General features: G+C 64.7%; 19 protein-coding genes and 2 pseudogenes. 18 read left to right on the top strand and 3 right to left on the bottom strand.

The genetic code is table 11. The features are described 5' to 3' along the window. Positions 1 to 204: 204 nt before the first annotated feature. Positions 205 to 735: pseudogene (locus tag CBI38_RS32505) on the bottom strand (serine/threonine-protein kinase); the annotation flags it as partial. A gap of 366 nt (positions 736 to 1,101) precedes the next feature. Between CBI38_RS32505 and CBI38_RS38090 the strand changes: the two are divergent. Beyond that, positions 1,102 to 1,272 carry a hypothetical protein gene (locus CBI38_RS38090; RefSeq protein WP_162603320.1) on the top strand — a complete coding sequence of 57 codons (171 nt, stop codon included), beginning with the start codon at positions 1,102 to 1,104 and terminating at the stop codon, positions 1,270 to 1,272. A gap of 106 nt (positions 1,273 to 1,378) precedes the next feature. Here the strand turns inward: CBI38_RS38090 and CBI38_RS32495 are convergent. Next, positions 1,379 to 2,257: pseudogene (locus tag CBI38_RS32495) on the bottom strand (NAD(P)-dependent alcohol dehydrogenase); the annotation flags it as partial. Positions 2,258 to 2,557: 300 nt separating this feature from the next. Between CBI38_RS32495 and CBI38_RS32490 the strand changes: the two are divergent. Next, positions 2,558 to 3,562 (top strand): AraC family transcriptional regulator, encoded by a 1,005-nt coding sequence (locus CBI38_RS32490; RefSeq protein ID WP_109335658.1) that lies wholly within the window; start codon positions 2,558 to 2,560, stop codon positions 3,560 to 3,562. A 1,478-nt stretch (positions 3,563 to 5,040) separates the two neighbouring features. On the opposite strand, the gene CBI38_RS32485 is transcribed toward CBI38_RS32490, so the two are convergent. Beyond that, entirely contained in the window at positions 5,041 to 8,571 is a 3,531-nt protein-coding gene (locus tag CBI38_RS32485; RefSeq protein WP_109335657.1) for a serine/threonine-protein kinase, read from the bottom strand. A 1,828-nt stretch (positions 8,572 to 10,399) separates the two neighbouring features. On the opposite strand from CBI38_RS32485, the gene CBI38_RS32475 reads away from it, so the two are divergent. The 16 genes from CBI38_RS32475 (at position 10,400) to CBI38_RS32400 (ending at position 25,439) form a co-directional block, all read left to right on the top strand. Further along, positions 10,400 to 10,810 carry a hypothetical protein gene (locus tag CBI38_RS32475; protein WP_109335655.1) on the top strand — a complete coding sequence of 137 codons (411 nt, stop codon included), beginning with the start codon at positions 10,400 to 10,402 and terminating at the stop codon, positions 10,808 to 10,810. Between the two features lie 284 nt (positions 10,811 to 11,094). Next, complete coding sequence (locus CBI38_RS32470) at positions 11,095 to 12,609, top strand: ferritin family protein (RefSeq protein WP_109335654.1); 1,515 nt, start codon at positions 11,095 to 11,097, stop codon at positions 12,607 to 12,609. Between the two features lie 14 nt (positions 12,610 to 12,623). After that, entirely contained in the window at positions 12,624 to 12,869 is a 246-nt protein-coding gene (locus CBI38_RS32465) for a toluene-4-monooxygenase system B family protein (protein WP_043790662.1), read from the top strand. Then, positions 12,866 to 13,234 (top strand): Rieske 2Fe-2S domain-containing protein, encoded by a 369-nt coding sequence (locus CBI38_RS32460; protein ID WP_005568668.1) that lies wholly within the window; start codon positions 12,866 to 12,868, stop codon positions 13,232 to 13,234. Before CBI38_RS32465 ends, CBI38_RS32460 begins: the two co-directional genes overlap by 4 nt. A gap of 9 nt (positions 13,235 to 13,243) precedes the next feature. Further along, positions 13,244 to 13,549: an MmoB/DmpM family protein gene (locus CBI38_RS32455; protein WP_005568670.1), complete on the top strand. Its 306-nt coding sequence runs from the start codon at positions 13,244 to 13,246 to the stop codon at positions 13,547 to 13,549. Between the two features lie 279 nt (positions 13,550 to 13,828). Beyond that, positions 13,829 to 14,590 (top strand): ferritin family protein, encoded by a 762-nt coding sequence (locus tag CBI38_RS32450; protein WP_230990407.1) that lies wholly within the window; start codon positions 13,829 to 13,831, stop codon positions 14,588 to 14,590. 20 nt (positions 14,591 to 14,610) lie between these two features. Beyond that, positions 14,611 to 15,579 carry a 2Fe-2S iron-sulfur cluster binding domain-containing protein gene (locus CBI38_RS32445; protein ID WP_005568675.1) on the top strand — a complete coding sequence of 323 codons (969 nt, stop codon included), beginning with the start codon at positions 14,611 to 14,613 and terminating at the stop codon, positions 15,577 to 15,579. Positions 15,580 to 15,806: 227 nt separating this feature from the next. Beyond that, positions 15,807 to 16,619 (top strand): IclR family transcriptional regulator, encoded by an 813-nt coding sequence (locus CBI38_RS32440; RefSeq protein WP_109335652.1) that lies wholly within the window; start codon positions 15,807 to 15,809, stop codon positions 16,617 to 16,619. 120 nt (positions 16,620 to 16,739) lie between these two features. Further along, positions 16,740 to 17,978, top strand: a complete 1,239-nt coding sequence (locus tag CBI38_RS32435; RefSeq protein WP_109335651.1) for a cytochrome P450 — start codon at positions 16,740 to 16,742, stop codon at positions 17,976 to 17,978. Beyond that, entirely contained in the window at positions 17,975 to 19,105 is a 1,131-nt protein-coding gene (locus CBI38_RS32430; RefSeq protein WP_109335650.1) for a PEP/pyruvate-binding domain-containing protein, read from the top strand. The genes CBI38_RS32435 and CBI38_RS32430 overlap by 4 nt, the downstream gene beginning before the upstream one ends. After that, positions 19,105 to 20,937: a PEP-utilizing enzyme gene (locus CBI38_RS32425; protein WP_109335649.1), complete on the top strand. Its 1,833-nt coding sequence runs from the start codon at positions 19,105 to 19,107 to the stop codon at positions 20,935 to 20,937. Before CBI38_RS32430 ends, CBI38_RS32425 begins: the two co-directional genes overlap by 1 nt. Before the next feature lie 4 nt (positions 20,938 to 20,941). Beyond that, positions 20,942 to 21,700: an SDR family NAD(P)-dependent oxidoreductase gene (locus tag CBI38_RS32420; protein ID WP_204165044.1), complete on the top strand. Its 759-nt coding sequence runs from the start codon at positions 20,942 to 20,944 to the stop codon at positions 21,698 to 21,700. A 20-nt stretch (positions 21,701 to 21,720) separates the two neighbouring features. Continuing rightward, a complete protein-coding gene (locus CBI38_RS32415) occupies positions 21,721 to 22,041 on the top strand; it encodes a 2Fe-2S iron-sulfur cluster-binding protein (protein ID WP_005568684.1) in 321 nt (106 codons plus the stop codon). A 1-nt stretch (position 22,042) separates the two neighbouring features. Next, positions 22,043 to 23,320 (top strand): NAD(P)/FAD-dependent oxidoreductase, encoded by a 1,278-nt coding sequence (locus CBI38_RS32410; protein WP_109335647.1) that lies wholly within the window; start codon positions 22,043 to 22,045, stop codon positions 23,318 to 23,320. Then, on the top strand, positions 23,317 to 23,988 hold the full coding sequence (locus tag CBI38_RS32405) for an HD domain-containing protein (protein WP_109335646.1): 672 nt from the start codon (positions 23,317 to 23,319) through the stop codon (positions 23,986 to 23,988). Before CBI38_RS32410 ends, CBI38_RS32405 begins: the two co-directional genes overlap by 4 nt. Further along, on the top strand, positions 23,985 to 25,439 hold the full coding sequence (locus tag CBI38_RS32400) for an aldehyde dehydrogenase family protein (protein WP_109335645.1): 1,455 nt from the start codon (positions 23,985 to 23,987) through the stop codon (positions 25,437 to 25,439). The genes CBI38_RS32405 and CBI38_RS32400 overlap by 4 nt, the downstream gene beginning before the upstream one ends. Positions 25,440 to 25,572 lie beyond the last annotated feature (133 nt).

Genomic DNA, 25,572 nt, shown 5'->3' with positions numbered 1-25,572 from the left:
TCGACGTGTCGACCGTGTTCACTTCGGTCGCCGCGGCCGGGAACCCTCAATAGGGCTCTGGCGCCGCCGTGGGCCGATGACTCTGGGCGGCGGACAGCGGCGGATTGTTCGCCAGACCGGTGTCGCTCGCTGCGTCGGGCAGGTGTGCCGTGCTCTAGCTGGCTCTCAGGGTGTCTCGGATGGTCGGGTCCAGTTCTGGTCGTGGAAGCCACCCGCGATGCGTGCGATCCCGAAATCGGTCAACTGCGGTTCCCCGTAGTCCGTGAGCAGGATGTTCGCGGGCTTGACGTCCCGATGTACGGTGCCGATTCGGTGTGCGGTCTCGAGCGCGCCCGAGATCTTCACGCCGAGTCGAACCGCCTCCTGCCACTCGATCGGGCCCGTGCGGTGGATCTGTGTCGCCAGCGAACCGTACGGGTGGTAGTGCATCACAATGTACGGTTGCCCGCTGGTGGTGGCACCGACCTGCAGAATGTTGGCGATGTTCGGATGCCCGGACAGCCGGCCCATGGCCCGTTGCTCACGAATGAACCGCTCGAGGTTGTCCGGATCCAGATCAGCGGTGAGAACCTTCACTGCGACGGTGCGGTCGAGGGATGGCTGCAGGCAGCGGTAGACGACGCCGAAGCCACCCCGACCGACCTCCCGGGCATCATCGAACCCCGCCGCGGCCAACTCCGTGGCGAGATCCGGACTTTGATCACGCTGCGTCGCCAGTGGATCGTATTCGGCCACCGCGGACCTCAATTCCGTGGCTCGGTGTTCGCAGTCGCAATGTCACGCTAACCATCTCAGCAACACTATTGCGAGCATAACCTGCACCCTGTACTTCGATTCGTCGGAGCGGCGAGCTCGAGCGGCTCACGTGGTCAGCCGAGTTCGAAGTCGCAGACGGAGAGCGACGACCTGACTCGTCGTACGGAAATGTTGTCGTCGCAGCGATGCCACCAGAACAAACCGATGTCGCGAGCGGCGTGAACGCGAATATGGGCACGATCGGCGGCGCACTGGGCGCTTCGTGCATGGCCACCGTTGTCACCACCGAGGCGTCCTGCGCCGGGGTTCGGCAGGAATCCGGCACGTCAACAGGTGTAGCAGTTGGTGGGCACAACTCCGATCGCAGACCCGCGCTCGGGGCAAAATGAGACCCGTGAGCGACCGGACATGCTCGCCTATGTACGCGCTTGCCTCCGGGCGTCGAAGGTCGAGGAGGTGCGTATCCCGACCACTGCAGTGGATCAGGTTCTCGATGAGCTCAGCAGTCTCGAATGATCGCCGCGAGATCGGAACTGATTCCCTCCGTGCGCTATTGCAGTGTCGGGGTGGCGGGTGGCGAACCCCGGACGGAACCCGTTGTGCAACGGGCGATCTGGGACGGTCAGTTCAGGGTAGCGGTGTCGATGACGAACCGGTATCGGACGTCCGAGGCGAGGACCCGCTCGTATGCCTCGTTGACCCGGTCGGCGGGGATCACCTCGACTTCGGATCCGATGCCGTGGGTGGCGCAGAAGTCGAGCATCTCCCTGGGTCAGTGCGATGCCGCCGATCATCGATCCGGCGAAGTTGCGGCGGCCGCCGATCAGTGACATCACGTTCAGGCTGAGCGGTTCGGCTGGGGCGCCGACGTTGACCAGGGTGCCGTCGACGGCGAGCAGGCCGAGGTAGGCGTTGGGGGTCGATGCTGGCGCTGACGGTGTTGATGATGAGGTCGAATCGGCCGGTGAGCTGCTCGAAGGTGGTGGGGTCGGAGGTGGCGTAGTAGGCGTCGGCGCCGAGGCGCAGGCCGTCCTCCTGCTTCTTCAGCGTTTGGGAGAGCACGGTGACCTCGGCGCCGAGGGCGTGGGCGATCTTGACGGCCATGTGCCCGAGCCCGCCGAGGCCGACGATGGCGACCTTCTTGCCGGGGCCGGCACCCCAGCGGCGCAGAGGGGCGTACGTAGTGATGCCGGCGCACAGCAGGGGAGCTGCGGCGGCCGGGTCCAGGCTCTCCGGTACGGAAAGGACGTAGTCGGCGTCGACGACGACATGAGTGGAGTAGCCGCCCTGGGTGGTGGTGCCGGCGCGGTCGACGCCGGCGTGGGGACCTGGCAGTTGGTGCAGTGACCGCAGGAGTTGACCAGACAGCCGACGCCGACGCGGTCCCCGACGTTGTGGCGGGTGACGTCGGCGCCGACCTCGGTGACGATGCCGACGATCTCGTGGCCGGGCACCACCGGGAAGGGTTGCGGGCCCAGTCGCCGTTGACGGTGTGGATGTCCCGGTCGGTGGCAATCGACGCTCCCCGGCTGGTGGCAATCGGCCAGGTCCGCGAGGGCACGTCACCAGCGTCACCACACGAGCCCACCTACTTTCCTCGACGGTTACAGATCGAGCAAACTCTACTTGCAGAGACATGGGCATTTGAGCAAGATTCACTGGCAGAAAGAAGGATCAACTCTCACAGGACATATACTGACGTGACGCGGGTCACACCATGCTCGCGGGATGGCTGCCCCAACGTCAATGGCAACGCGCACTCGCGCCGGGGGAACCACAGAGGTAGAGGTGACTTTTCCACATGTTGAGGGAACCACTTGCACATTGCTCTCAGTTCCGTACCGGTGATCTCGATGTGATCCGCGATGTCGGCGCGCGTCTTCTTGTTCCGCACAAGGTCAAGGCCCTGGGTGCAGTTTCTTCGGATGCCCGTATGAACGCGGCCAAACTCGGCAACACAACTCTGGCGTACTTGCGCTATGAATCTCGTATCACGCTGGAGGCGCCGACGACCGAAGCGCTGTATTTTTTCACGCTGCCGCTCACCGGAAAAGCAGAAGCTCAGCGGGGCAAGCACGAGACCGCTCCGTCGATACCGTCCCTCGGCGTGGCGTATCGGGCGGAAGACCCCTCGATGATCACCCTCAGCCCCGACTACAGCATGATTTTCGTACGCATCGAGCGCCACGCGCTGGAACGGCAGCTCGAAGGTTTGCTGTGCCGCGAGATCAAGGCGCCGCTGTGCTTCGACTTCAGCATGGATCTGACCACCCCGTCACTGCGCACCTGGGTCGACAGTGTCAGGCTGCTGCAAGCTGAGATGGAACGCGACGCGGAGACGGGTCACGAGCCGCTGCTGGTCGCACGAGTCGAAGAATTAGTGATGACCGGCTTACTGGTCGGCCAACCGCACAACTATTCCGAGCTGCTACTCAGCACACACGGACCTGCACGGCCGCGTGTCGTGAAGCAGGCGATCGACCTGCTCGAACAGCAGCCGGACCAACCATGGTCGATATCCGATCTCTCTCGTGCGACAGGGGTCAGCGCCCGAACGCTGCAGTACGGTTTCCAACGCTACGTCGGTGTATCCCCGACCTGCTATTTGCGTGAGGTCCGCCTTCAGCGTGTACGCGCGGAACTCAGCAACCCGGCGGTGTGGACGTCGGTGTCAGATAGTGCGTACCGATGGGGATTCGCGCACCTCGGACGCTTTGCTGTGGCCTATCGCAACAAGTTCGGCGAGGCGCCCTCGGAGACACTACGCAAGAATGCATCAAGAGACTTTCCATCGCTAACGCAGTAAGGCCATCGACGGGTCACCGACGTAGGCTCCAGAAATTAACGGACCGCGGCAACGCCCACCCACCCGTAGTGCCCGACTGGCGGTGCATTCGCTGTTCGCCTACGCCCCAATCGCGATCGGGAACAGACGACACGATGCGCCGCGTCCTGGCCATTCCGCCGAAACGACACCAACGCGGCCTACCTGGGGATCGCGACCACACTGCAGACCGCGGTAACCACCGGCATGCGAGCTTCGGAGTTGACCGATCTGAAGATCACCGCTGTTCATCTCTGTTGTCCGAGGTCGGCCGACTGTTGTCCGCGCCGACGGCGGCGGCGGATCGAATGGATACCGCACCCCGCGATGGGATCGAACAGGCCGACCAGCTCGATCTATCAGCGGTCCATCGATCGGTGCCGTCAAGTTCGGCGACATTACCCCCCCGGATCATTCGCGAGAAGGGACAAGAAGTCAGACCGACCTGGCGACCGCAGTCCGCGGAATGGGACCACGAAGACGGGTGGCAGGCAGTGATCGTCGGTGACGGCTCTTCCGGTGACGTGTGTGGTCTCGGGACATGCTTGACCAAATGTAGTCAGGACATGCTTAGCGATTTCCGGGTCGGTGGGCGTTGAAATTGCGGATTGGCTTGGTGGGTCGTTCTGGCATGCAGCGATAGCTCCGTTGTTCCGTCGAGGACGCGGAAGTGGTGGTCTTCGACCATCACAGTAACGATCACGGCCTCGACGTCGGGCGTGATACGTCGCGGGCTCGAATGGGGCCATCGAGATCTCGGACAGGCCTCCGGCTTCGTGTCGTTTACGCCATGTGGTGACGGTTTACCGGGAGACCCCGGACCGCTCGGCAACGTCGACGATGGTGCGCCGTCACGCACTCTGTGACGGCGCGTAGTCGGATCCCCACGGCCATACGGGCAGCAACGGCGGAATCGGATTCGAGCGGCTGAGTTGAAGGCACGCGCCACGGTCTCCGCAGTCGGTGACCTGTCAGCTATGTCCTGATGACGATGAGCCAAACATGTCTTGAATCCATACACGCACCGGAGAAGTGAATCTCCTTGCCGGCTTCCTCCGATCAACGTAGAAATCAAGCAGTTGCCGGATCCACACGGAGGCTGAGCCAGGAAAACGCCTTCGATTCGTCCTAGGTTTGGCCAGTTTGGAGGCAGTGGTAGAGCTGACCTAACGGTCAGTTGAAGACGTCGCGCAGTGCGGCGGCGTGCCGGTCGCCCTGTCGGCGCCGGTCGGAGGTCGTTGCGGGCCCGGTCGCGGAATAGCCGCGAACGCCCAGCCGAAGCCAACCGCGGCTAGCCGATTGTGTTTCACGTGACGGTGTGTAACACAGATGCTGCGCCCGGACGCCCCTGTGACGGGGCGGCTGACCATTCGCTACGAGCGCCGCGGCCGCACAAGGGTTCCTCCACCTCGCAGCCGCCCTGACCTGACTCAAGAAACTTGCCACCTAGGCCACGCCCTCTAACATATTTCGTTGCCGACGCTAGGTATGGGCGGTCCTCCGATTGATGGCCGATTGGATACTTCCGAGAGAAATCCGGTGTCGAGATGGGGCCAGGCCGATGGGTTGTGCTCTTTGTCCGTCAGCAGGTTCCTTGCGAGTGCGGGCATCTGTGGTCCGCCCTCGATGAGAAACTGTTTGAGTCCAAGTTCGGCGGATCTGCGCACGGCGGGTGCAGCGACTTCCTTGGCCGACTCGACTTGTCCCGCCGCAAAAAGGCTGGACGCGAGCAGCATTTGGGCTTGGAGATGCGCTCTCTGCCGTTCGTGCGGGATTCGCTGCGCGTGTGCCGCCGCGCGGGTACACGCGAGAGCGACCTGCTGCGGGGATCCGTCGTGAAGCAGCAGACGTATCGAGGAGTCTTCTCGAAGTTCCTCGGTGATCACGGCGATGCCATCTTGTTGCGGCGTCTGCGCGAGAGATTCGGTATCGGCGGATTCGCTGCGGGTTCGCACGGCGAAACTGCCGGAGGCATCGACAAGGCCGCACCGTATTCGTTCGTTCTCGATCCGAGCTGCCAGGCGCGGGAGTGAAAGCGTCGCGGAAATCCCGGCTCCCTCGTCGAGGCGTCGTGCGGCTGCGTCGATGTCGCCGCGGAGTGCCTTTATCCGTGCCCCGGTTCCGTAGGTGATCAGCATGATGTCCACGACTCCGCCTTCGGAGCCGAGTTGATGACTTTCGTCGAGGAGGTGTTCGGCCTCGTCCAAGTCGCCGCGCTCGTATAGCAGTTCACCGAGCGCCGCGCCGGCAAGTCGGATGGAGTAGTTGGTTCCGGCCTCTCGCGCCAAGCGGAGCGCCTCACGAAAGTAGTCCTCGGCAGCTGGGATGTCGAGTTGCTCGTGTGCGGCGATGCCAGCGAAAAAATACCCGTACCACACGGTGAACGGACCGCTGGTTCGCTCGTGGTAGGGCGAGGCCCATTCTTGCCAGCGGCGGGTCGAGTCGAAATCGAACCTGTAGAGCGCCTCGAAGGAGGCAACATTGGCAGCGGCGGCTACGACGAATGGCCGCAACGTTTCCGGCCTGGTCAAGCACTCCGATGCCCGCTCGAACAGTCCTTCCACCCGGTCGGCAAACAAGTCACCCACGGCTTGGACGAGGGACGCCTCCAGCATCTGGTCTTCGGCGTCTGTCGAGTGCGACCCTTCACGCGTCAGGGCCGACTTCACGGTTTCCAACGAGGCGTGGGTGGCCTCGGGTCGATGGTGCAGCAGGACATGAGCCCATCCGAGTAGGATCTGAAGACGGGAACGAGCTGCTACCAGAGTCTTTGGTAGCTTCGCGATCAACCCGAGCAGCGTGCTCATCTGTGAGTGCTCGATGAGTTCCATTCCGTGCGCCTCGATCAACTCGGCGGCCCGTTCTCGATCCCCCGCCTTCAGTGAGTGGTCGACCGCTTCGCTGAGCAGCGCGTGATCGGCGAACCACAGCGCCGCTATGCGGTGTAACGCGGGAACTTGCTCGGGATGGTCGCATTCGAGGCGGCGGCGGAGGAAATCGGCGAACAGGTGGTGATAGCGAAACCATTCCCTTTCCTCGTCGAGCGCACGAAGAAACAGGTCACACTCTTCGACCTCCTCGAGAAGAGATTGGCAGTGTTCGCGTTCGGTCAACGCTGCTGCCAGGTCTGCACAGATCCGCTCGGCAATCGAGGTGCGGAGCATGAAGTCGAGTAGCCGCGGCTCGAGTGTGCTCAGCACGTTTTCGGCCAGGTATTCGGCAATGGCGCGATGTCGTCCCGACAGGTGGCTGATCAACTCGGCCGGGTCCTCGAGATTTCGAAGTGACAGAGATGCCAGTTGCAGGGCTGCGACCCATCCGTCGGTTGATTGTCGAAGCTCGGCGACCTCACGGTCATCGAGTGTCAGACCACACAGGTCGACCAAGAATTGGTACGACTCATGGAGGTCGAAACGTAAATCAGCGGAGTCTATTTCGACCAGTTCATCGGCTACCCCCATGTGACTCAACGGCAGGCCGACTCGGGTTCGGCTCGTCACGATGATTTGCAGGTGGTGACAGCCGTTCTCCAGCAGGAACTTCATCGCACCAATGGTCTCGGGATCGGAGATCCGGTGCCAGTCGTCGACTATCACTGCGAATCGCTCTCGTGTAGAGTGTATTTCGTTGATCAGTGACGTCACAACGTATCGCTCAGCTTCGTCACCATGTTCCTCGAGTTCTTGTCGTAGCTCCGTCGCCAGATTGGGCCGTACCTGTTGGATGGCTTCGACCAGATGCCCCAGAAACCAGATGACGTTGTTGTCGTCATTGTCGATGCTGAACCAGGCAACCGAAACGCCCTCGGCAATAAGGACGTCGCGCCACTGTGCGGCCAGGGTGCTCTTGCCGAATCCTGCTGGTGCGTGAATCACGATCAACCGTTTGCGTTCGGCAGCGCGCATCCGATCGATCAATCTCATGCGCCCGACGAGGGCACGTGCGGCGGTGGGCGGCCGAAATTTGGTTGCGACGCTGGGGGGTGCGGCCGCGGGCGAACGTGCGACGGGGCTCGAAGCGTGGCTGATCGGTGATTTCGCGCGCCAAGCGTCCTGGTGGGGCTCCTCGCGGGAATGCGGCTGGTCGACGTCTTGGTCGAGGGCCATGTCGTCGACGCGATGGCCATGACGGCGTTGGACGTCGCGGAGCTGGTTGCCAAAGTCCGCAGCCGATGCCGGTCGATCCGCGGGCGCACTTGCCATCGCACATTCGATAGCGCGAACGAAATCCCGAGGGAACGCCCCTTGGAGGTTGGGCACCGGCGCGGAGGCGACGCGCAGAAACTGCGCGACGACATCTTCGCCACTGTGACGCTCGAGGGCCGCATGGCCGGTGACGAGGCAAAACAAGGTGGCGCCGAGGCTGTACACATCGGATGCGGCGGTGGGACGCGCACCGTTGAGCACTTCCGGGGCGGTGTAGGCGGGCGAGCCGACCACTGCTCCGGTTGCGGTCTCGAATGCTCCCATGATGCGCGCGATCCCGAAATCAGTGAGCTGCGGTTCACCGTATCCGGTGAGCAGGACATTGCCCGGCTTGACGTCGCGATGCAATATGCCGAGGCGGTGCGCAGTCTCGAGCGCTCCTGCAAGTTTCACTCCTATCCGCAGTGCCTCGGGCCAGTTGAGCGGACCACCGCGGTGAATTCGCACCCGAAGGGAGTCGCGACGGTGATAAGGCATCACGATGAACGGACGACCCCTAATGGTGACTCCGGCCTGAAGCACTTCCACCACGTTGGGGTGTCCAGAGAGCTGAGCCATTGCCTTTTGCTCACGGACGAAACGCCTGCGGCTTTCGGTATCGAGGTCCGCAGAGAGAATCTTGACCGCCACGACTCGATCGAGTGAACTTTCCCAACATCGGTAGACCGTGCCGAATCCGCCCCGGCCGATCTCGTGCGCCTCCTCGAACCCCTCGGCATCGAGTTCGGCACCGACTGCATCGGGACCCTGGTCGCGCTGAGTGTCTTCAGGCTTGGCCTCGGACATAGGCAGTTCGATTCGTGGCGGGGAACGGAGGTCGTCCGCTTCTCAGTCATGTCCGCCCCTGCCGCCGAGTCGACGGCACAGGCTCGGTCACAACATCAAAGTCTACAGCCATTGTGACGCCGGTCACACCGCGCCGCGGTCGGTTCATCGCCACGCGAACTCGACATGCCCGTTCCGGCCCGTCGCGGGCTGGCAGCGCGTAGGTGACCAGGACGCCGAACGGGTAGACGGGTGCCAGCCGATGGTGGAGACGATGTTTCTGCACACCGTGCTAGTCGGTGCCGAGGCCTCGGTGCCCGGTTCTTGGTGAAGGGCGAGGCGAGGAACAGCACGCCGGCCAATCCGTCGGCGACGACGATCCGGGTGACGTTTCCGGTGTGGGCTGCCGGGGAGGAATCACGCTCATCGAGGGCAGGCGCACGTGCTGCCGCGGAGCGTCTCGTGGCGATCCTCACGTGGCTGCCCGGCCGCGATTGGTGGGCACGTGTCGTCGAAAGTCGATTGTGTGTGAGCGGACCGATTCGGGCCTCGCCCACGCGTGACCGGGGTGGCCTCGGCGCTCGTACCGGTACGAGCGCCGACGTGGAGCGCAGCTCATGTCATCCGGGCAGCAGCGGCGAACCGTCACTGACTGCCATGTCGAAGATGTTCAGCTTGCGCTACAGCAAGGAGGCGCGATCCTGTGGCTGCCGCGGCCTGCACGCGGTTGCCGGCGTCAAGGGGTGCACCTCCCCTGGACGAATGTGTCTCGCTCGATCGACTCGGGCGCGATCAGGGCGGTGCCCGGGACTGATAACAGCAGCCCGGTAAGTCTTCGCATTGCGCTTCGCCCGTGGGCGGGCGGACGCCCTGTACGTTGGCGACGTTCGACCCGGCACTCGATCTGTCCAGCCGGAAGGGCGCAAGCTGGTTGGCGCTGGTCCGACCCCTCACCGGCGACCGGAACGCGGACCACAGCCTGCGGCACAACCGCTCATCTCCCGCAGTCGGTACAAGCGTTGAGCACCGGTCTACTCCTCGCGGCAGTTATGCCTACTCGGACTGCTGATCCGGTCGGTACCGGCTGCCGCCCAACCCGCACGATCAAGACGATCCTCGCTGTGATCCACGCCCACCGAGGAGCCGTGCACCGTCAGCAAACTGGCGCAACTCGTCGGAGTCAGCGCACGCACCTGCAGGACAGATCCGCACGGTACGTCTATCTCTCACCCCTGTTCTATCTCGCGAAATCCGGCTCGAACGCGCCCACCAGGGCCTGAGTTCAGGCGGATCCGCACCGATGTGGCCTATCGCCGGGTTTCCGACACTCCGGCCGTTTCGCCGCCGACGACCGAAGGCGGGTAGAGCCTCCGCCATCGCAAACCCGTACTACGAACGTAGTAAACGGCGATCCGCCCGATTTCGAACTCGTTGCGCAATCCGGCCAGTCCCTGCGCCAGGTGGACACTCGTCGATGTGTGATGCACCTAACATTTTGCCTACACGAGCGAGGACCCATTCGGACGTAGCTATGAAAGAAGGTGAGCGTCATGGCGATATGTCGTCAGAGTCAGACAGGGGACAAAACCCCGCGCCAGCACACCGCCTCCCCTCTGGTCATCGATCGAGGGAGAACGCATTGATTGGAAGGCACGGGCCGTCCCGTCCGGATCATGTGCTTCCGTCGGAGACCTGGATCGACGGCGGAGGACTGGCACTCGACCGTCGAGTCCGCGAATTACTTTGTGCGCCTGTGTAATTTAGTTGTTTCATGTGCTTTACCGGCATTCCCGCATGGATCGGACTCGGTAGGACTACCGGCCGTCCGGATAAGGAGGAGAGGATTCATATGTCCGTCACCAGCGTCGAGCCCCCCAAGGCGAGCTTGACACATCTCGCCTCACCCGTGGCGTTCACGATGCGTGAATTTGACATCGGGACCACTGAACTCCTTCTGGCGGGTGAGATCGTCGGCGAGGATGGCACCGCAGTGACCGGCGCCGTTGTCGGAGTATGGGGGGTACTCCTCGACGCCGAGCCCGAGGGAGTCTTCGAGATACTGGCGCATGGTTCATGTGCTGCTACCAATGCGATCGAGATACACGTGAACGCACCCGGATACGACCGGTGCGAGTTCTCTCTGGTCGTGGACGACACCGTCCCGATCGGCAAGGGCGAGGTTGCAATTCGGCCGTCTCGCCTCGGGGACGGCACGCTCGTTGTGCTGCACACCTTCGAATTACATCGAACGCTCGGATAAGAGGGATCGGATCGGCGGGAGTTGCCGAGTGCGCATTCGGGCACCTCGAGTGACCGAAGTCGCCCGCGGCCCTGCGCTCGATTTTGACAGCGGAGCGTACGAGTACCGGCCTCATAGGCATACGAAACACCTTGTTGCCGGCTTTCGGACGCATTCGGCGAGCGTTTTATTCACCATTGCGAGTCCGGTGCAGGCCACCGGGCCGGGACATGAGACTTCGACAGCGGCCGCGGCTTGCGGCACGGCACGGTCCGCACACCAAGAACAAGGGTAAGGAAGACAACATGCCACAGTTGGCGCGATCCGAATGGTACGACCTGACGCGGGACATGAACTGGACACTCCGATATGTCGAGGAAGATCAGGTGTGGCCGCAGATTCAGTCCAACAGCTACGGAGTACCGGCGGAGAAGTGGTGGATCTGGGACGAACCGTACAAAATCACATACCCGGAGTACGTCCACAATCAGGTCGACAAGGACACATCTGTATACGCGGTCAATTCCATCCTCGCCCGGTCGGCGATGTACGAAAGCCTCGACCCCGGTTGGAAGTCGGCGATCCTGGCGCATTACGGTGCCATCGCAGTTCCCGAGTATCTCGCCGGTCTCGGTGAAGCCCGCATGGGGCGGTTCGGCCGTTGTGCGGCGTGGCGGAACATGGCCACTTACGGGACGCTCGACGAGACCAGGCACGGCCAGATTCAGACCTTCGTTCCCCACGGACTGCTGGCGAAGGAACCTCGAGCAGATTGGGCGCACAAGGCGTTTCATACCAACGAATGGGGTGCGGTCGCTGCACGCAGCCTCTTCGACGACATGTTCACGGCTAACGACGCTGTATCCACGGCCATCCAGCTGACCTTCACCTTCGAGACCGGATTCACGAACTTGCAGTTCCTTGGAATGGCTGCCGACGCGATGAAGGTCGGCGACGTCGATTTCGCGTCATTGATCTCGTCTATCCAGACGGACGAGGCCCGGCATGCGCAGCAGGGGGAACCGACGATCAAGGTCCTCATCACCAACGGCCGAGCGGACGTCGCGCAAAAGCTCGTCGATCATATGTTCTGGCGCACCTGGCATATCTTCGCTCTGCTGACCGGTTTGTCGATGGACTACTACACGCCCCTCGAGCACCGCAAGCATTCGTTCAAGGAGTTCATGAGCGAGATGGTGATCAAACAGTTCATGGATCAGTTTCGAGACTTCGGGCTCGAGGTTCCGTGGTATTGGGAAGACCATTTCCTCGAGGAGTTGGACTGGTATCACCACGGCCTTCATCTTGGCGTATGGACGTGGCGACCGACCGTCTGGTGGAACCCTGATGCAGGTGTCTCGCCTGAGGAACGCGTATGGCTCGAGGAGAAGTACCCCGGCTGGAACGATACGTTCGGCAAGGTATGGGACGTAATCACTGAGAACGTCCGCGCCGGAAAGACCGAACTCACACTGCCCGAAACGTTTCCGATGGTCTGCAACATGTGCCAGATCCCGCTCGTCAACCCAGCCGGCTTCCTGGCCGGCAAGTTGGACACTCCCGAGCCGCTGATAGTGGACACGGCCGATCGCCGCCTCCTTTTCTGTTCAGAACCATGCAAGTGGGTCTATGAGCAGAACCCGGAGCGCTTCGCCGGGCAACTCACGATCATTGATCGCTTCTTGAGCGGGGTCATCCAACCACCGACTATCGACGGCGCCCTGGACTACATGAGTCTGTCGCCGGAGGAACAAGGACAGGACGCAACGAACTACGCATGGGCGTTCGCCGGGCAACCCGGCAGCGACCGGGCCAGCTGAGAAGGAGGCTCGAGATGGCTTTATTTCCAGTGCAAGGGATATTCGACGATGACTTCGTCGTCATGCTCATACCGATCGACGACGCGGACCCGATGTCGGTCGTCGCGGAGAAGGTGGCACACCACGCCGCCGGCCGACGCGTCGCGCCCCAGCCCGGGCCTCTGCGAGTCCGGTTCCACGGCCAGGTACTCGCGGACACCGCCACCGTGGCCGATGCGGGGGTAGCCCCGCTCGATGTGCTGCAGGTGGGGTATCGATGAGTCACGTGGAGGACGAATGGGCCGACGCACTCGAACTCGACGAACTGTGGGAAGGCGACATCATCGACGTGGAGTTGCACGGGGAGCAGATTCTGCTGGTGCACCACGTCGGTGGCGAGATCCTGGCTTTCCAGGGCATGTGTCCGCACCAGGAAGTGTTGCTCGCCGACGGGAACTGGAACGACGAATCGGGTGTCCTCGAATGTCCCGGACATCACTGGCAGTTCGACATGCGAACCGGAAACGGACTCAACCCCACAGGCTGCCGGCTCTACCGGTTCCCCGTCCGCGTCGCCGATGAACAGATCCAAGTTGGCATACCGAGCGACGGCGTACGACATCACAACCGAGCGAATGACAGCTAGAAGGCGGAGATGGCAGACGTGAGACTCAAGATGGTGGGACCGCTCATGCGCGGACTCGACATGGACCTGGCCGATGCCGTTGCGGACGCGATCATCGCTGACAACCCGGACTCGGATGTCCAAGTACACGACGAGGGAGGGTATGTCCGCATTCAAGTGCCCGAGTACTGCCGGCTCACCCAACTCAGCCTGGAGCGGGAACTCGGGCGGGCCTTTCCACTGGTGGAACTCGAGCCGGCACTGAGCGGATTCGCCGGTCGCATGAAGCAGGTCAACGACGAAGAGATTGTTTGGTTTCTGGAAAGGAAAGATTGAGATGGCGTCCAAGACGAGGATCAAGCCCAAACCCAAGACATGGAGCCTCTTGGGGGGATGTGCGGCGCAAGCCGACGCCGTACGAGGTCGTCACATCGAAGTTCCACACCCACTTCCGTCGCGATCCGCAACCGTTCGAACATGCAGGAATGCCCCTCAATGGTTGGTATCTGCAGTACCGGGAAGGCTCACCATTCCAGGTAGAGGACTGGGAGCAGTTCCGCGACCCCCTACAAGCTCACCTATAGGGACTACGTTGCAGTGCAGGACGAGCGGGAAGTGTTCGTCGACAAACTCATCGACCAACACGAACGCGGGGAGTCTGCCCGGGGCCTGACTCCGGAGTGGGTGGCGACGCTCGAACGGCTACTCGTACCACTACGCTTTCCGCTGCACATCCTGCAGATGACGGGACTGTACGTAGGCCAGATGGCCCCATCATCTTTCATCACCAACTGCGCCAACTTCCAGGCCGCGGATGAGATGCGCCGTATCCAGCGCGTGGCCTACTGGACGAAGGTTCTCGCGAACGCCCATGGGGACCGGCTCGCATCCACGGACGCCGCGCGGACCAGCTGGGAACACGATCCCCTATGGCAGCCGGCGCGCGAGGCATTGGAACGGCTCCTGATCGCGTACGACTGGGGCGAAAGCTTTGCGGCCTTGAACCTCGTGATCAAGCCACTTCTCGACACGGTGTTCAACGTGCAGCTCGCGGCTCTGGCCGGGGAGAACGGGGACGAGTTCCTGCGGATGCTCTTCACAGAGTTCGGCGAAGACAGCACTCGCAGTCAGACCTGGTCAGCCGCCCTCGTTCAGTACTGCATCGAGCGTGACCCGCAGCTGGCGGACGTGCTCGTCGGCTGGATCGGGCAATGGCAACCGCTCATGCTCGAGGCCGTCAGCAGTCTCGGTCAGATGTTCGAGAAGGCGCCACAGCCGATGGCGGCCGTCGACCTGACCGAGGCCGTCGCATCTGCACAGCATCAGCACCTGCAGGCGTGCGGCCTCAGGATGCCGTCCGGGGGCCACGAACGGTGACATCGGCCTATCGAGTACGAGTGACGCCGGACGGTGAGGAATTCGAAATCCGCGAGGGGGAACGGATTCTCGCCGCTGCCCGGCGCTCCGGCGTCTGGCTGCCCTTCGAGTGCGGCTGGGGAGCGTGCGGGACCTGTAAGCTCACGCTCATCGAGGGCCAGATCGACACGCTCTTCGACACCGCACCAGCGATTCACCCGCGGGACGCCAGGCGGGGACGAATCTTGGCGTGCCAAAGCGCGGCCGGCTCAGACCTTGTCGTCAAGGCGACCCGGACCGATGAGTCCCCGCGGACTCATCTCGGCACCGGCGACTACACCGCGCACTTGGCGCAGGTGGACGAGCTCGCTCCCGACATCCGCCGGTTCCGTTTCCGGCTCGATCGGCCGGCAGACTACCGAGAAGGCCAATTCGCAGTCCTCGAACTCGGCCCGGATCTGCGGCGATGCTATTCGATGGCGGCCACGTCCGGAGAACGTCACGTCGAGTTCATCGCCAAGCGCTACGCCGGTGGTCGAGGTAGCGAACGTCTCTTCTCCCTGCCACTGGGGTCGGTTGTTCCCATCGAGTTGCCCTACGGCGACATGTGGCTACGCCAGGACGAGCGACCCATCTATCTGATTGCCGGCGGCACAGGAGTGTCGGCGATACTCGCCCTTGCGCACCAACTGGCGGCGACCAACGACCCCCGTCCCGTGCGGGCCTTTTACGGCGCAACCTCCGTCACCGAACTGGTCGGTCGGTCGCAACTGGCCCACCTCCTGGCCGGACTGCCCGACGGCCACCTTCACGCCACCACATCGACTCCGTCCGCGGACGTCTCAACGTCCAGCGGCTACGTCACCGACGCGCTCGCCACACATGCTGACAGCCTCGCCGGTGCGCGGATTTACCTAGCCGGACCGCCGCCCATGGTAGACGCAGTTCTGAAGCTGCTGAGTGCAGGCGGCCAATCAATCGACACCATCCACTACGACCGTTTCGGGTAAGCCGACTCATTACCCGAGAAACGAAGGCAGACATGCGAGCAGCCGTTCACCACGGACCCAAGAGACGTCAGGATCGAAGAGGTGGCCGATCCACGCCCAGGGATGCAGGCGTAGACAACCGCGTCCACGAGCGCCTGTCCACCGACGCGGCCGGGGCGATGGCCTGCGGCCTCGCCGAGCTTGTGTCGATTGATTGCGCCCCCGAGCGCCTCGCGCTGGGATGATCGATGCGTACCAACGAGTCCGGGCGCACCGTTACCTCCCGCGTCCTGGCGATTCTCAAGGCCTTCGAGGCCAACGGCCCGATGCTGACGCTCTCGCAGGTGGCCGAGCACACCCAGATGCCGGTCTCCACCGCCCATCGCCTGATGGGCGAGCTCGAGGAATGGGGCGCGCTGGCGCGCGACGACAACGGCCGCTACCACGTGGGTCTACGTCTGTGGGGACTCGCCCAGAGCGGCGGGGTCCGCCTGCGCGACAGCGCGAGACCATTCCTGCAGGACCTCTTCTCCCTCACGCAAGAGACCGCTCACCTCGCCATCCGTGAAGGTAGCGAGGCGCTGTACGTCGATCGCATCTACAGCTCCAAGCGCGTCCCCCGGGCATCACGGATCGGCGGGCGGCTGCCGCTGCACGCGACCGCCGTCGGCAAGGTCCTGCTCGCCTACGAGGCACCGTGGTTCCGCGACGCCTACCTCCACGAACACCTGGAGGCACCCACGAAACGCACCCACGTGAATCCTGAGGCGCTCGCCCGAGAACTCGCACAGATCGCCGACCAGGGATTCGCGATCGCCCACGAGGAAGTCCGGGTCGGAGCATGCTCGATCGCCGTCCCCGTCCCCGTCCGCGGACGACCGGACGCCACCGAAGCGGCGATCGGCCTGGTTCTCCCTGCGCCACAGTCCAGTAACCTCACCCGCCACCTTCCGGTACTGACGGGCACCGCCACCCGGATCGAGGCGGCAATAGCGCGCTACCCGTTCACGATGACGAGCCAGCTGACCGGGGGCGCAACCACCTCGACTGGATGGAAATGACTTCCGGTGAATGGAAACGGGCCATTGTGACCGGAGCAACACGGATCCAGACTGCTTCTATCAACTAAACGGGAGTTGCATGTGACTACAAATCTCTCGGCCCCGCAGGCGGGATGCCCTGTGCCTCACGGAGACACGGCCCAGCACGGCTACGAGCCCTTCGACCAGAACGACCCGTTCCCGTCGTACGCCGAGCTCCGGACTGAAGCACCGGTGTTCTTCGACGAGCGGATCGGATACTGGGTCGTCACCCGCTACGCCGACATCAAGGCGGTCTTCGAGGACTGGCAGACGTTCAGCAGCGAGAACGCCCAGGCTCCTGTGCGTGAGCGCGGCGCAGAAGCCACCCGAATCATGACGGAGGGCGGCTTCACGGCGTACTCCGGGCTGTCGGCCAGGGTGCCACCCGACCACACCAGGATCCGCAAGATCGCCTCCAAGGCGTTCACCCCGCGGCGGTACAAGGTTCTCGAGCCCAGCATCCGCGCGCAGGTCGTGAACCTGCTGGAGAACATGCTGGAGCGCCCGGGGCAGGAGGGCGACATCGTCGCTGACCTGGCGTACGACGTCCCGACAGTGACGATCCTGACCTTGATCGGTGCGGACACCAGCCAGGTCCCGACCTTCAAACGCTGGTCCGACTCGCGTGCCGCGATGACCTGGGGCGACCTGAGCGACGAGGAGCAGATCCCGCACGCACACAACCTCGTCGAGTACTGGACCGAGTGCCGGCGACTGGTGGCCGAGGCGCACGAGAAGCAACCTGACAGCTTGATCGGCGACCTGGTTCGCGCCCAGGCGGCCGGGGACGAGATCAGCGACCACGAGATCGCCTCGGTGGGGTACAGCCTCCTGTTCGCCGGCCACGAGACCACCACGACGCTCATCTCGAACGCGGTACGAGCCTTGCTCGGCCACCCTGGGCAGTGGCAGCAGCTGGTGGACAACCCGTCGAAGATCCCGGCGGCGGTGGATGAAGTGCTGCGCTACAGCGGCTCGATCACCGCGTGGCGCCGAAAGGCACTGACCGACGCGACGATCGGCGGGGTGCGGATCGCCGCGGGCGACCAGGTCTTGCTGGTGATGGGTTCGGCGAACCGCGACGAGACCAAGTTCGCCGACGGCGAGACGTTCGACATCGACCGTCCGAATGCCCGGGAACACCTGTCATTCGGCTTCGGCATCCACTACTGCCTCGGCAACATGCTCGCAAAGCTCCAAACGAAGATCGCCCTGGAAGAGCTGGTCCGGCTGGCGCCCGACCTCCGGTTGCGCAGCGGTGCGTCGATCACGTTCCGCGAGAACTTGTCCTTCCGGGTTCCACAGGACGTCCCAGTGACATGGGGAGGAGCGGCATGACCACCTACATCCAGTTCTTCGACGAGGGCCTGCCGCCCGAGCACGAACTGCTCGGGGGCAAGTGCGCCTCACTGGTGACGATGACGGCCGCCGGCATGCCGGTCCCTCCCGGATTCGCCGTCACGACAGCGTTATACGACGCCTTCATCACCGCGTCGGGTCTCGGCGAGGTGATCGCAGCGAAGCTCGAGAGCCTCGATCCGAGCGATGTCGCCCAGGTCGATCTCGTCTCCGCGGCGATCCGCGAGGAGATCTACTCCCGTCCGGTGCCCGATCATCTGCGCGAGCCCACGGTCGCGGCGTACGCCGCCCTCCAGGCGCGGTTCGCCGAGCCGGTGCCCGTCGCCGTGCGATCGTCGGCAACGGCGGAGGATTTGCCGGACGCGAGCTTCGCCGGCCAGCAGGACACCTACCTGTGGCTCACGAGCCTGGACGACGTGCTCTCGCACATCCGGTCCTGCTGGGCCTCGCTCTACACCAGCCGCGCGATCATCTACCGGCTCAAGAACGGGATCAGCGAAGAGGGCCTGTCGATGGCCGTGGCCGTGCAGAAAATGGTCAACGCCCGGGTCGCCGGGGTTGCGATGACGCTGAACCCGCACAACGGCGACCGCTCCAAGGTGACCATCGACGCCTCCTACGGTGTCGGTGAATCGGTGGTCTCCGGTCACGTCACCCCGGACAACGTCCTCATGGACAAAGTGATGCTCAGCGTCGTGCAGGAGCACATCGGCGCCAAGCACATCGAGCTGGTCCCGGACGCGACCGCCGGCCGCCTCACCGAGCGTGAGGTCGAGCCCGAGCGCTGCGCCGTTCGCTGTCTCACCGACGCCGAGCTGAACGCGGTCGCAATGCTCGCGAAGAGCGCTGAGCGCCACTACGGCACCCCTCAGGACATCGAGTGGGCGCTCGACCGTGACCTGCCCGAGGGCGAGGACCTCCTGCTCCTGCAGGCCCGTCCCGAGACCGTCCACTCGGTCAACAAGCCGGTCGCTGCTGCCGCCGCTGCGCCGAGAACAACCACCGGATTCTCGGGGATCGGCGGCATCACCGCCGCCCTGCTGGGCGGTGGCTCGTACGCCCCTTCGATCCCTACCCACCACCACCAGAGCAAGGACACCTCGTAATGACCGTTGCTTCAGCCGCTCCGACGGTGAAGTCGTTCCCCAGCCCGTCCTCCCTTCCGGTGCCGGCAGGCGCCGAGGGGTGGGAGACGCTGTACCCGTACTACCTGACCTTCAACAACAACGCGGGCTCCGACGACGAGAAGTTCTGGTTCTGTGACAGCCAGCACTGGCCGACAGCGTTCAAGCCGTTCGAGACCATCGGCGGCGAGTTCGCGGTCAAGTGCCTCGGGCAGTACAACACGCGGCACCTGCTGATCCCGCCGGCCAACGGCATCGAGTTCAAGATCCACCTGGGCTACCTCTACATGAGCCCGGTCCCCGTCCCCGAAGAACAGATTCCCGGACGCGTGCCGGAGTTCGAGCGGCGCGTAGGCCACTACTTCCAGAACTGGGACAGCCTGCTCGTCCTGTGGAAGGAGAAGGTCCTCGCGACGATCCGAGAGATGGAGGCCCTCGAGTTCACCTCGCTGCCGGACATGGTGCCCTTCGACGACATCGTCTCGGGCAAGGCCAAGGACGGCAGCGAGGTCCTCCTGGAGAACTACGACCGGCTGATCCAGCTCTGTTACCAGAACTGGCAGTACCACTTCGAGTTCCTCAACCTCGGCTACCTCGCCTACCTCGACTTCTTCAACTTCGCGAAGGAGGTCTTCCCGGGCATCCCCGACCAGGCCATCGCGAAGATGGTGCAGGGCGTCGACATGGAGCTGTTCCGTCCCGACGACGAGCTCAAGAAGCTGGCAACGCTGGCCGTCGAGCTCGGGCTTCAGTCCGCGTTCGCCGACACCGACGACGTCGACGGCACCCTCAGTGCGGTTAGTGCCCTCCCGGGTGGCGACCAGTGGGTGGCCGCGTACCAGGCGGCCCAGGACCCGTGGTTCAACTTCACCGTCGGCAACGGCTTCTACAGCCACGACAAGTACTGGATCGAGCACCAGGAGATCCCGCTCTCCTACGTCAAGGATTACATCCGCCGCGTGGAGGCCGGCCAAGACATCCTCCGCCCGGTCGACCGGCTCATCGCTGAGCGCGACCGCATCATCGAGGAGTACCGCTCGCTGCTCGACGGCGACACCCTCGCCACCTTCGACGGCAAGCGCGGGCTGGCCGCCACCGCCTACCCGTACGTCGAGAACCACAACTTCTACATCGAGCACTGGACGATGGGTGTGTTCTGGCGCAAGGTCCGCGAGCTCAGCCGCGTGTTCGTCAGCGCCGGTTTCTGGGGCGAGCAGGGCGACCTCCTCTACCTGAACCGCAACGAGGTCCGCGACGCGCTCTTCGATCTGGTCAGCGGCTGGGCGGTCGGTGTGCCGGCCATCGGGCCGACGTATTGGCCTGCCGAGATCGAGCGCCGCCGCAAGATCGTCGAGGCGCTGGACTCGCAGCGGCCCGCTCCAGCGCTGAACACCCCGCCGGCGCAGATCACCGAGCCGTTCACCCAGATGCTGTGGGGCATCACGACCGAGCAGGTCCAGCAGTGGCTCGCCGACGACGACGGCGACGACACCGGCGTGAGCGGCATGGCTGCCTCCCCCGGTGTCGCCGAGGGCCCCGCTCGCGTGGTCTTCCACGCCGATCAGCTCAGCGACGTCCAGGCCGGCGAGATCCTCGTCGCCACGATCACGGCGCCGAGCTGGGGCCCGATCTTCGGCAAGATCAAAGCCACCGTCACCGACATCGGCGGGATGATGTCGCACGCCGCGATCGTCTGCCGGGAGTACGGCCTGCCGGCCGTCACCGGCACCGGCAACGGCTCGACCACCATCCAGACGGGCCAGCTCATCCGCGTCGACGGCAACACGGGCCGGGTCGAGATCCTTGAGAGCTGACCCCGTGCCCGACACCACCACCTCCCGCCGTACCGTGCTCATCACCGGTGCGGCGGGAGGACTAGGACGCGTTTTCGCCCTCGGCTTCGCTGAGCGAGGGTATGACGTCGCCATCGCCGACATCGACCCGGTCGGGGTCGAGGAGACCGCGCGCCTGGTCCGCGAGACCGGCGTCCGTGCCTGGCACGGCCTGGTGGACGTGACGTCCACCGCCTCCACCGAAGCCCTGTGCACGGCGGCCGCCGCATTCGGCGGTGGGACGATCGACGTCGTACTCAACAACGCGGCGATCTACGCCACGGTGACGCGGTCGCCGCTGGAGAAGATCGATCCGGACGAGTGGGACAGGGTCATGGCCGTCAACGCGAAGGGCCCCTGGCTCATGGCGCGCGCGGCCAGTCCGTTCCTCCCCGAGGGTGGCCGTGTCATCAACCTGTCGTCCGCCACGGTCTATTCCGGCTCGGAGCAGTGGGCGCACTACGTGGCATCCAAGGGTGCGGTCATCGCGCTCACCCGGGTGATGGCCAAGGAGCTCGGTCGCCGTGCGATCACGGTCAACGCGATCGCACCGGGCTTCACCCTCACCGAGGCCAGCTACGGACTGATGGACGACGCCGCGTCCTACGGTGTCGACCGCGGTGCGCTGCGCAGGGCGAGCCAGCCGGGCGACGTCGTGGGGGCCGCCCTGTTCCTCGCCGGCCCCGACGCCGCCTACATCTCCGGCCAAACCCTCGTAGTCGACGGCGGCCGACAGTTCATCTGAAAGGACCTAGGAGTAAAGCCATGGCCAAGATCACCCTGACCGACAGCGTCGGCGCAACCACCGTGCTGGACGCGAACCCCGGCGACTCCGTCATGGAGACCGCCGTGCGCAACGGAGTCACCGGCATCGTGGCGGAATGCGGCGGCTCACTGTCCTGCGCCACCTGCCACGTGATCGTGGACGAGACCGACTACGCCACCCTTCTCCCGATGGAGGAGATGGAGGACGAGATGCTGTGGGGCACCGCCGTCGACCGCCTCCCGACCTCGCGGCTCTCCTGCCAGATCCGGGTGACGGACGGGATGGACCTGCACGCCGCCCTTCCCGAGACGCAGGTCTGAGATGACCGGCAATCGCCCGAGGAACGGACTCCTCATCGTCGGCTCCTCCCAGGCCGGGGTGCAGCTCGCGGTCTCGCTGCGCGCGCTGGGCTTCACCGACCCGGTGACGCTGCTCGGCGACGAGGACCACCGGCCCTACCAGCGGCCGGCGTTGTCCAAGGAGTTCCTGCAGGACAAGATCACCAAGGAGTCGCTGATCTTCCGCAGCGAGGACTACTGGCGCGAGCACGACATCGACGTCGTCAAGGGTGAATTCATCGAGAAGGTGCACACGGACCCGGACGGCTCGGGCACGGCCCACTCCGTCAGCGGCCGCACCTTCGCCTTCGACCGCCTCGCCCTCACGGTCGGGGCCCGGGCCCGCCGGCTCGCTCTCCCGGGAGCCGACCTCGACGGCGTGCTCTATCTGCGCACCGCCGACGACGCCCTCGAGCTGAAGGCGCGAACGCCCCAGGCGCAGCGGGTCGTGGTGATCGGTGGCGGCTTCATCGGTATCGAGGCTGCGGCCAGCCTGCACACCCTCGGCAAGGACGTCACGCTCGTCGAGTACGCCGACCGACTTGTGGCTCGCGCCGTCGGCGAGCAGACCTCTGCGTTCCTCGCCGACCACCACCGCAGCCGCGGCATCGACATCCGCCTCGGCACCGGGGTCGAGGCCATCGTCGGCGACGACGGCCGCGTCACCGGGGTCGACATCGGCACCGAGGTGATCGCGGCGGACATCGTCCTCGTCGGCATCGGTGTCATCCCCAACACCGACCTCGCCGAGCAGCTCGGGCTCGATGTCGACAACGGTTTCGTCGTGGACCGCTTCGCAACTGCCTCCGACGGGCACACCCTGGCCGTCGGGGACTGCGCCAACCTCCCCAATCCCATCCCGGGTGCGCCCGACGGCGCCCGGGTGCGGTTCGAGAGCGTGAATCATGCCATCGAGCAGGCCAAGGTCGCGGCCTACGCTGCCAGGGGACGCCAGGCCGAGTACGCCGGCATCCCGTGGTTCTGGTCCAACCAGGGCGACCTCAAGCTCCAGATCGCGGGCCTGTCGACCGATCATGACCAGGTCGTCGATCGCAGCCCGGCCGATCCCACCAAACACTCGGTTCTGTACTACCGGCAGGGACGACTGATCGCTGCCGACTGCGTCAACGTGCCGCTCGACTTCATGATGGTCAAGCAAGCCCTCGGTGCCCAAATCAGTCTTCCTGCCGACCAGGTCGCTGACCCGACCGTCCCACTCAAACCGCTCCTGACCGCGGCACTCGAAGGAGAGCATGCATGACGACTCACCCGCTTCCACCCATACCGATCGCCGCCTCTGGCACGATCGACACCTCACCCATCGCCCTGAGTCCGGCATCCGGCGTCGAACTCGACCCGATCTGGGCGTCGATCGTGCCGGAGACCCGGGCCCGCGCGAACGACATCCACCTCCCAGTGTCGCTCGCCTTCGCAGAGCGGCTGGTGGTCGCCCACCCCGAGGCGGACGCGCTGCTGGTGCGGGTCGCGATCGTGCTGCACGACGCCGGTTGGGGCCGGGTCGACGAGAGCCGGATCCTCAGCGAGGGCTTCTCCGGCGACTGGCGCAAGGCCGCCATCCGGTTCGAGCACGAGAAGCAGGGATGCGAAATCGCTCGCGAGGTGCTCCCGCCGCTGGGGTACGACGAGGAGTTCGTCGAGGAGGTCGTGGCCATCATCGACGGTCACGACACCCGCAGGGAGGCGCACTCCCTCGAGGACGCCCTGATGCGTGACGCCGACCGCCTGTGGCGCTTCGACCACGCCGGCATCGCCCTCGCCGCGGGCTGGTTCAAGATGGACCCGGCCACCTATTGCAGTCGGCTGCGCAGCGCGATCATCCCCGAACTGCTCACGCAGGCCGGCATCGAGATGGCCCTGGCCTGTCTCGACCGGTCCGAGGCCCTACTGAAGACCGACATCATCCGATGACCGTGGCCGTCCCCTTCACCCACGTCGAGGACCTGTTCCTCGGCGGCAGCTGGATACCGTCCGGTTCATCGGAACGACTGCCGGTCATCGACCCGGCGACTGGCAAGGAGTGGGGCAGCATCCCGCAGGCGTGCGCAGCCGACCTGGACGCCGCTGTTGCCTCCGCCCGCGAAGCATTCGACTCGGGACCCTGGCCACGGCTCACCGCGGCCGAGCGCGCCGATCTGCTGCTCCGCATGGCCGACGAGGTCGAGACGCGGGCGGAGCCGATTTCGGTCACGAACACCCGCGAGAACGGCTCGCCGGTGGCCGAGACGTCCGGTGCCGCGGCGAACGCGGCCGGCATTCTGCGCCACGTCGCCGGGCTCGCCGGAGTCCTCGACGGGGAGGATCGCCGTCCCTTCCCCGGCGGCCGGGGCGCGACCGTCGTACGGCGGGATCCGATCGGCGTCTGCGCCCTCATCGCACCGTGGAACTTCCCGATCAACCTCGTCGTGACCAAGCTGGCCCCTGCGCTTCTGGCGGGCTGCACGGTCGTGATCAAGCCAGCCGAGACGACCCCGCTGTCCATCCGGTACATCGTCGAGGCCGCTGCCGCCGCCGGCATCCCGGCGGGTGTGGTCAACCTCATCACCGGCGACGGACGAGTGGGCGATGCGCTGGTCCGGCACCCGGGGATCAACAAGGTGGCCTTCACCGGGTCGACGGGCGTAGGACGCCGGATCGCTGCTGCCTGCGGGGAGCTGCTCCGGCCGGTCACCCTCGAACTGGGCGGCAAGTCGGCCGCGATCGTCCTCGAGGACGCCGACCTCGACGCCTTCTCCGAGGTCCTGATCCGGTCCTGCATGCGCAACACCGGCCAGACCTGCTACATCTCGACCCGGATCCTTGCGCCGGCTGCGCGCTACGACGAGGTCGTCGAGGCGGTCACCCGAACGGTCCGGGCCGCTCCCCAGGGCGACCCCTTCGACCCGGGCACCGTCTTCGGCCCGATGGCCAACAAGCGCCAGTGGGAGGTCGTCTCGGGCTTCCTCGACTCCGCACGTGAGGAAGGCGCCCGCGTCACCACGGGCGGCCACGCGCGCCCAGGAAGTCCCGGGTACTTCATCGAGCCGACCGTGCTGGCCGATGTCACCCCACAGATGAGGGTGGCCCGCGAGGAGATCTTCGGGCCCGTCGTGACCATCCTGCGCTACGACGACGTCGACGAAGCGATCGACATCGCGAACTCGACGCATTTCGGCCTGGGCGGCATCGTTTTCGGCCGCGACACCGAGCGCGCTCAGGCGGTCGCCGAGCAGATGGACACCGGGTCCGTCGGGATCAACTTCTTCGCGTCCAACCACGCCGCGCCGTTCGGTGGACGGCACGACTCCGGCCTCGGTGTCGAGTACGGCGTCGAGGGGCTCATGCAGTACGTCACCTACAAATCGATCCACCGGCGCGACTAAGCCTGAATCCGTGGATCGGTGATCGCGGTGGTTCTCGGGCCGATTTCCTTGGCGATACCGACGGGCGACGCCGCTCGGGCGTGGTTGACCTGCTGACCGGTTTGTCAGCTCATCCACGTTCCGGGTTCCTGGG

The sequence above is a fragment of the Rhodococcus oxybenzonivorans genome (assembly GCF_003130705.1).
Taxonomy (GTDB): domain Bacteria; phylum Actinomycetota; class Actinomycetes; order Mycobacteriales; family Mycobacteriaceae; genus Rhodococcus_F; species Rhodococcus_F oxybenzonivorans.
The sequence above is the reverse complement of the archived record's forward strand: the minus strand, read 5'-3'. Positions and strand labels throughout refer to the sequence as shown.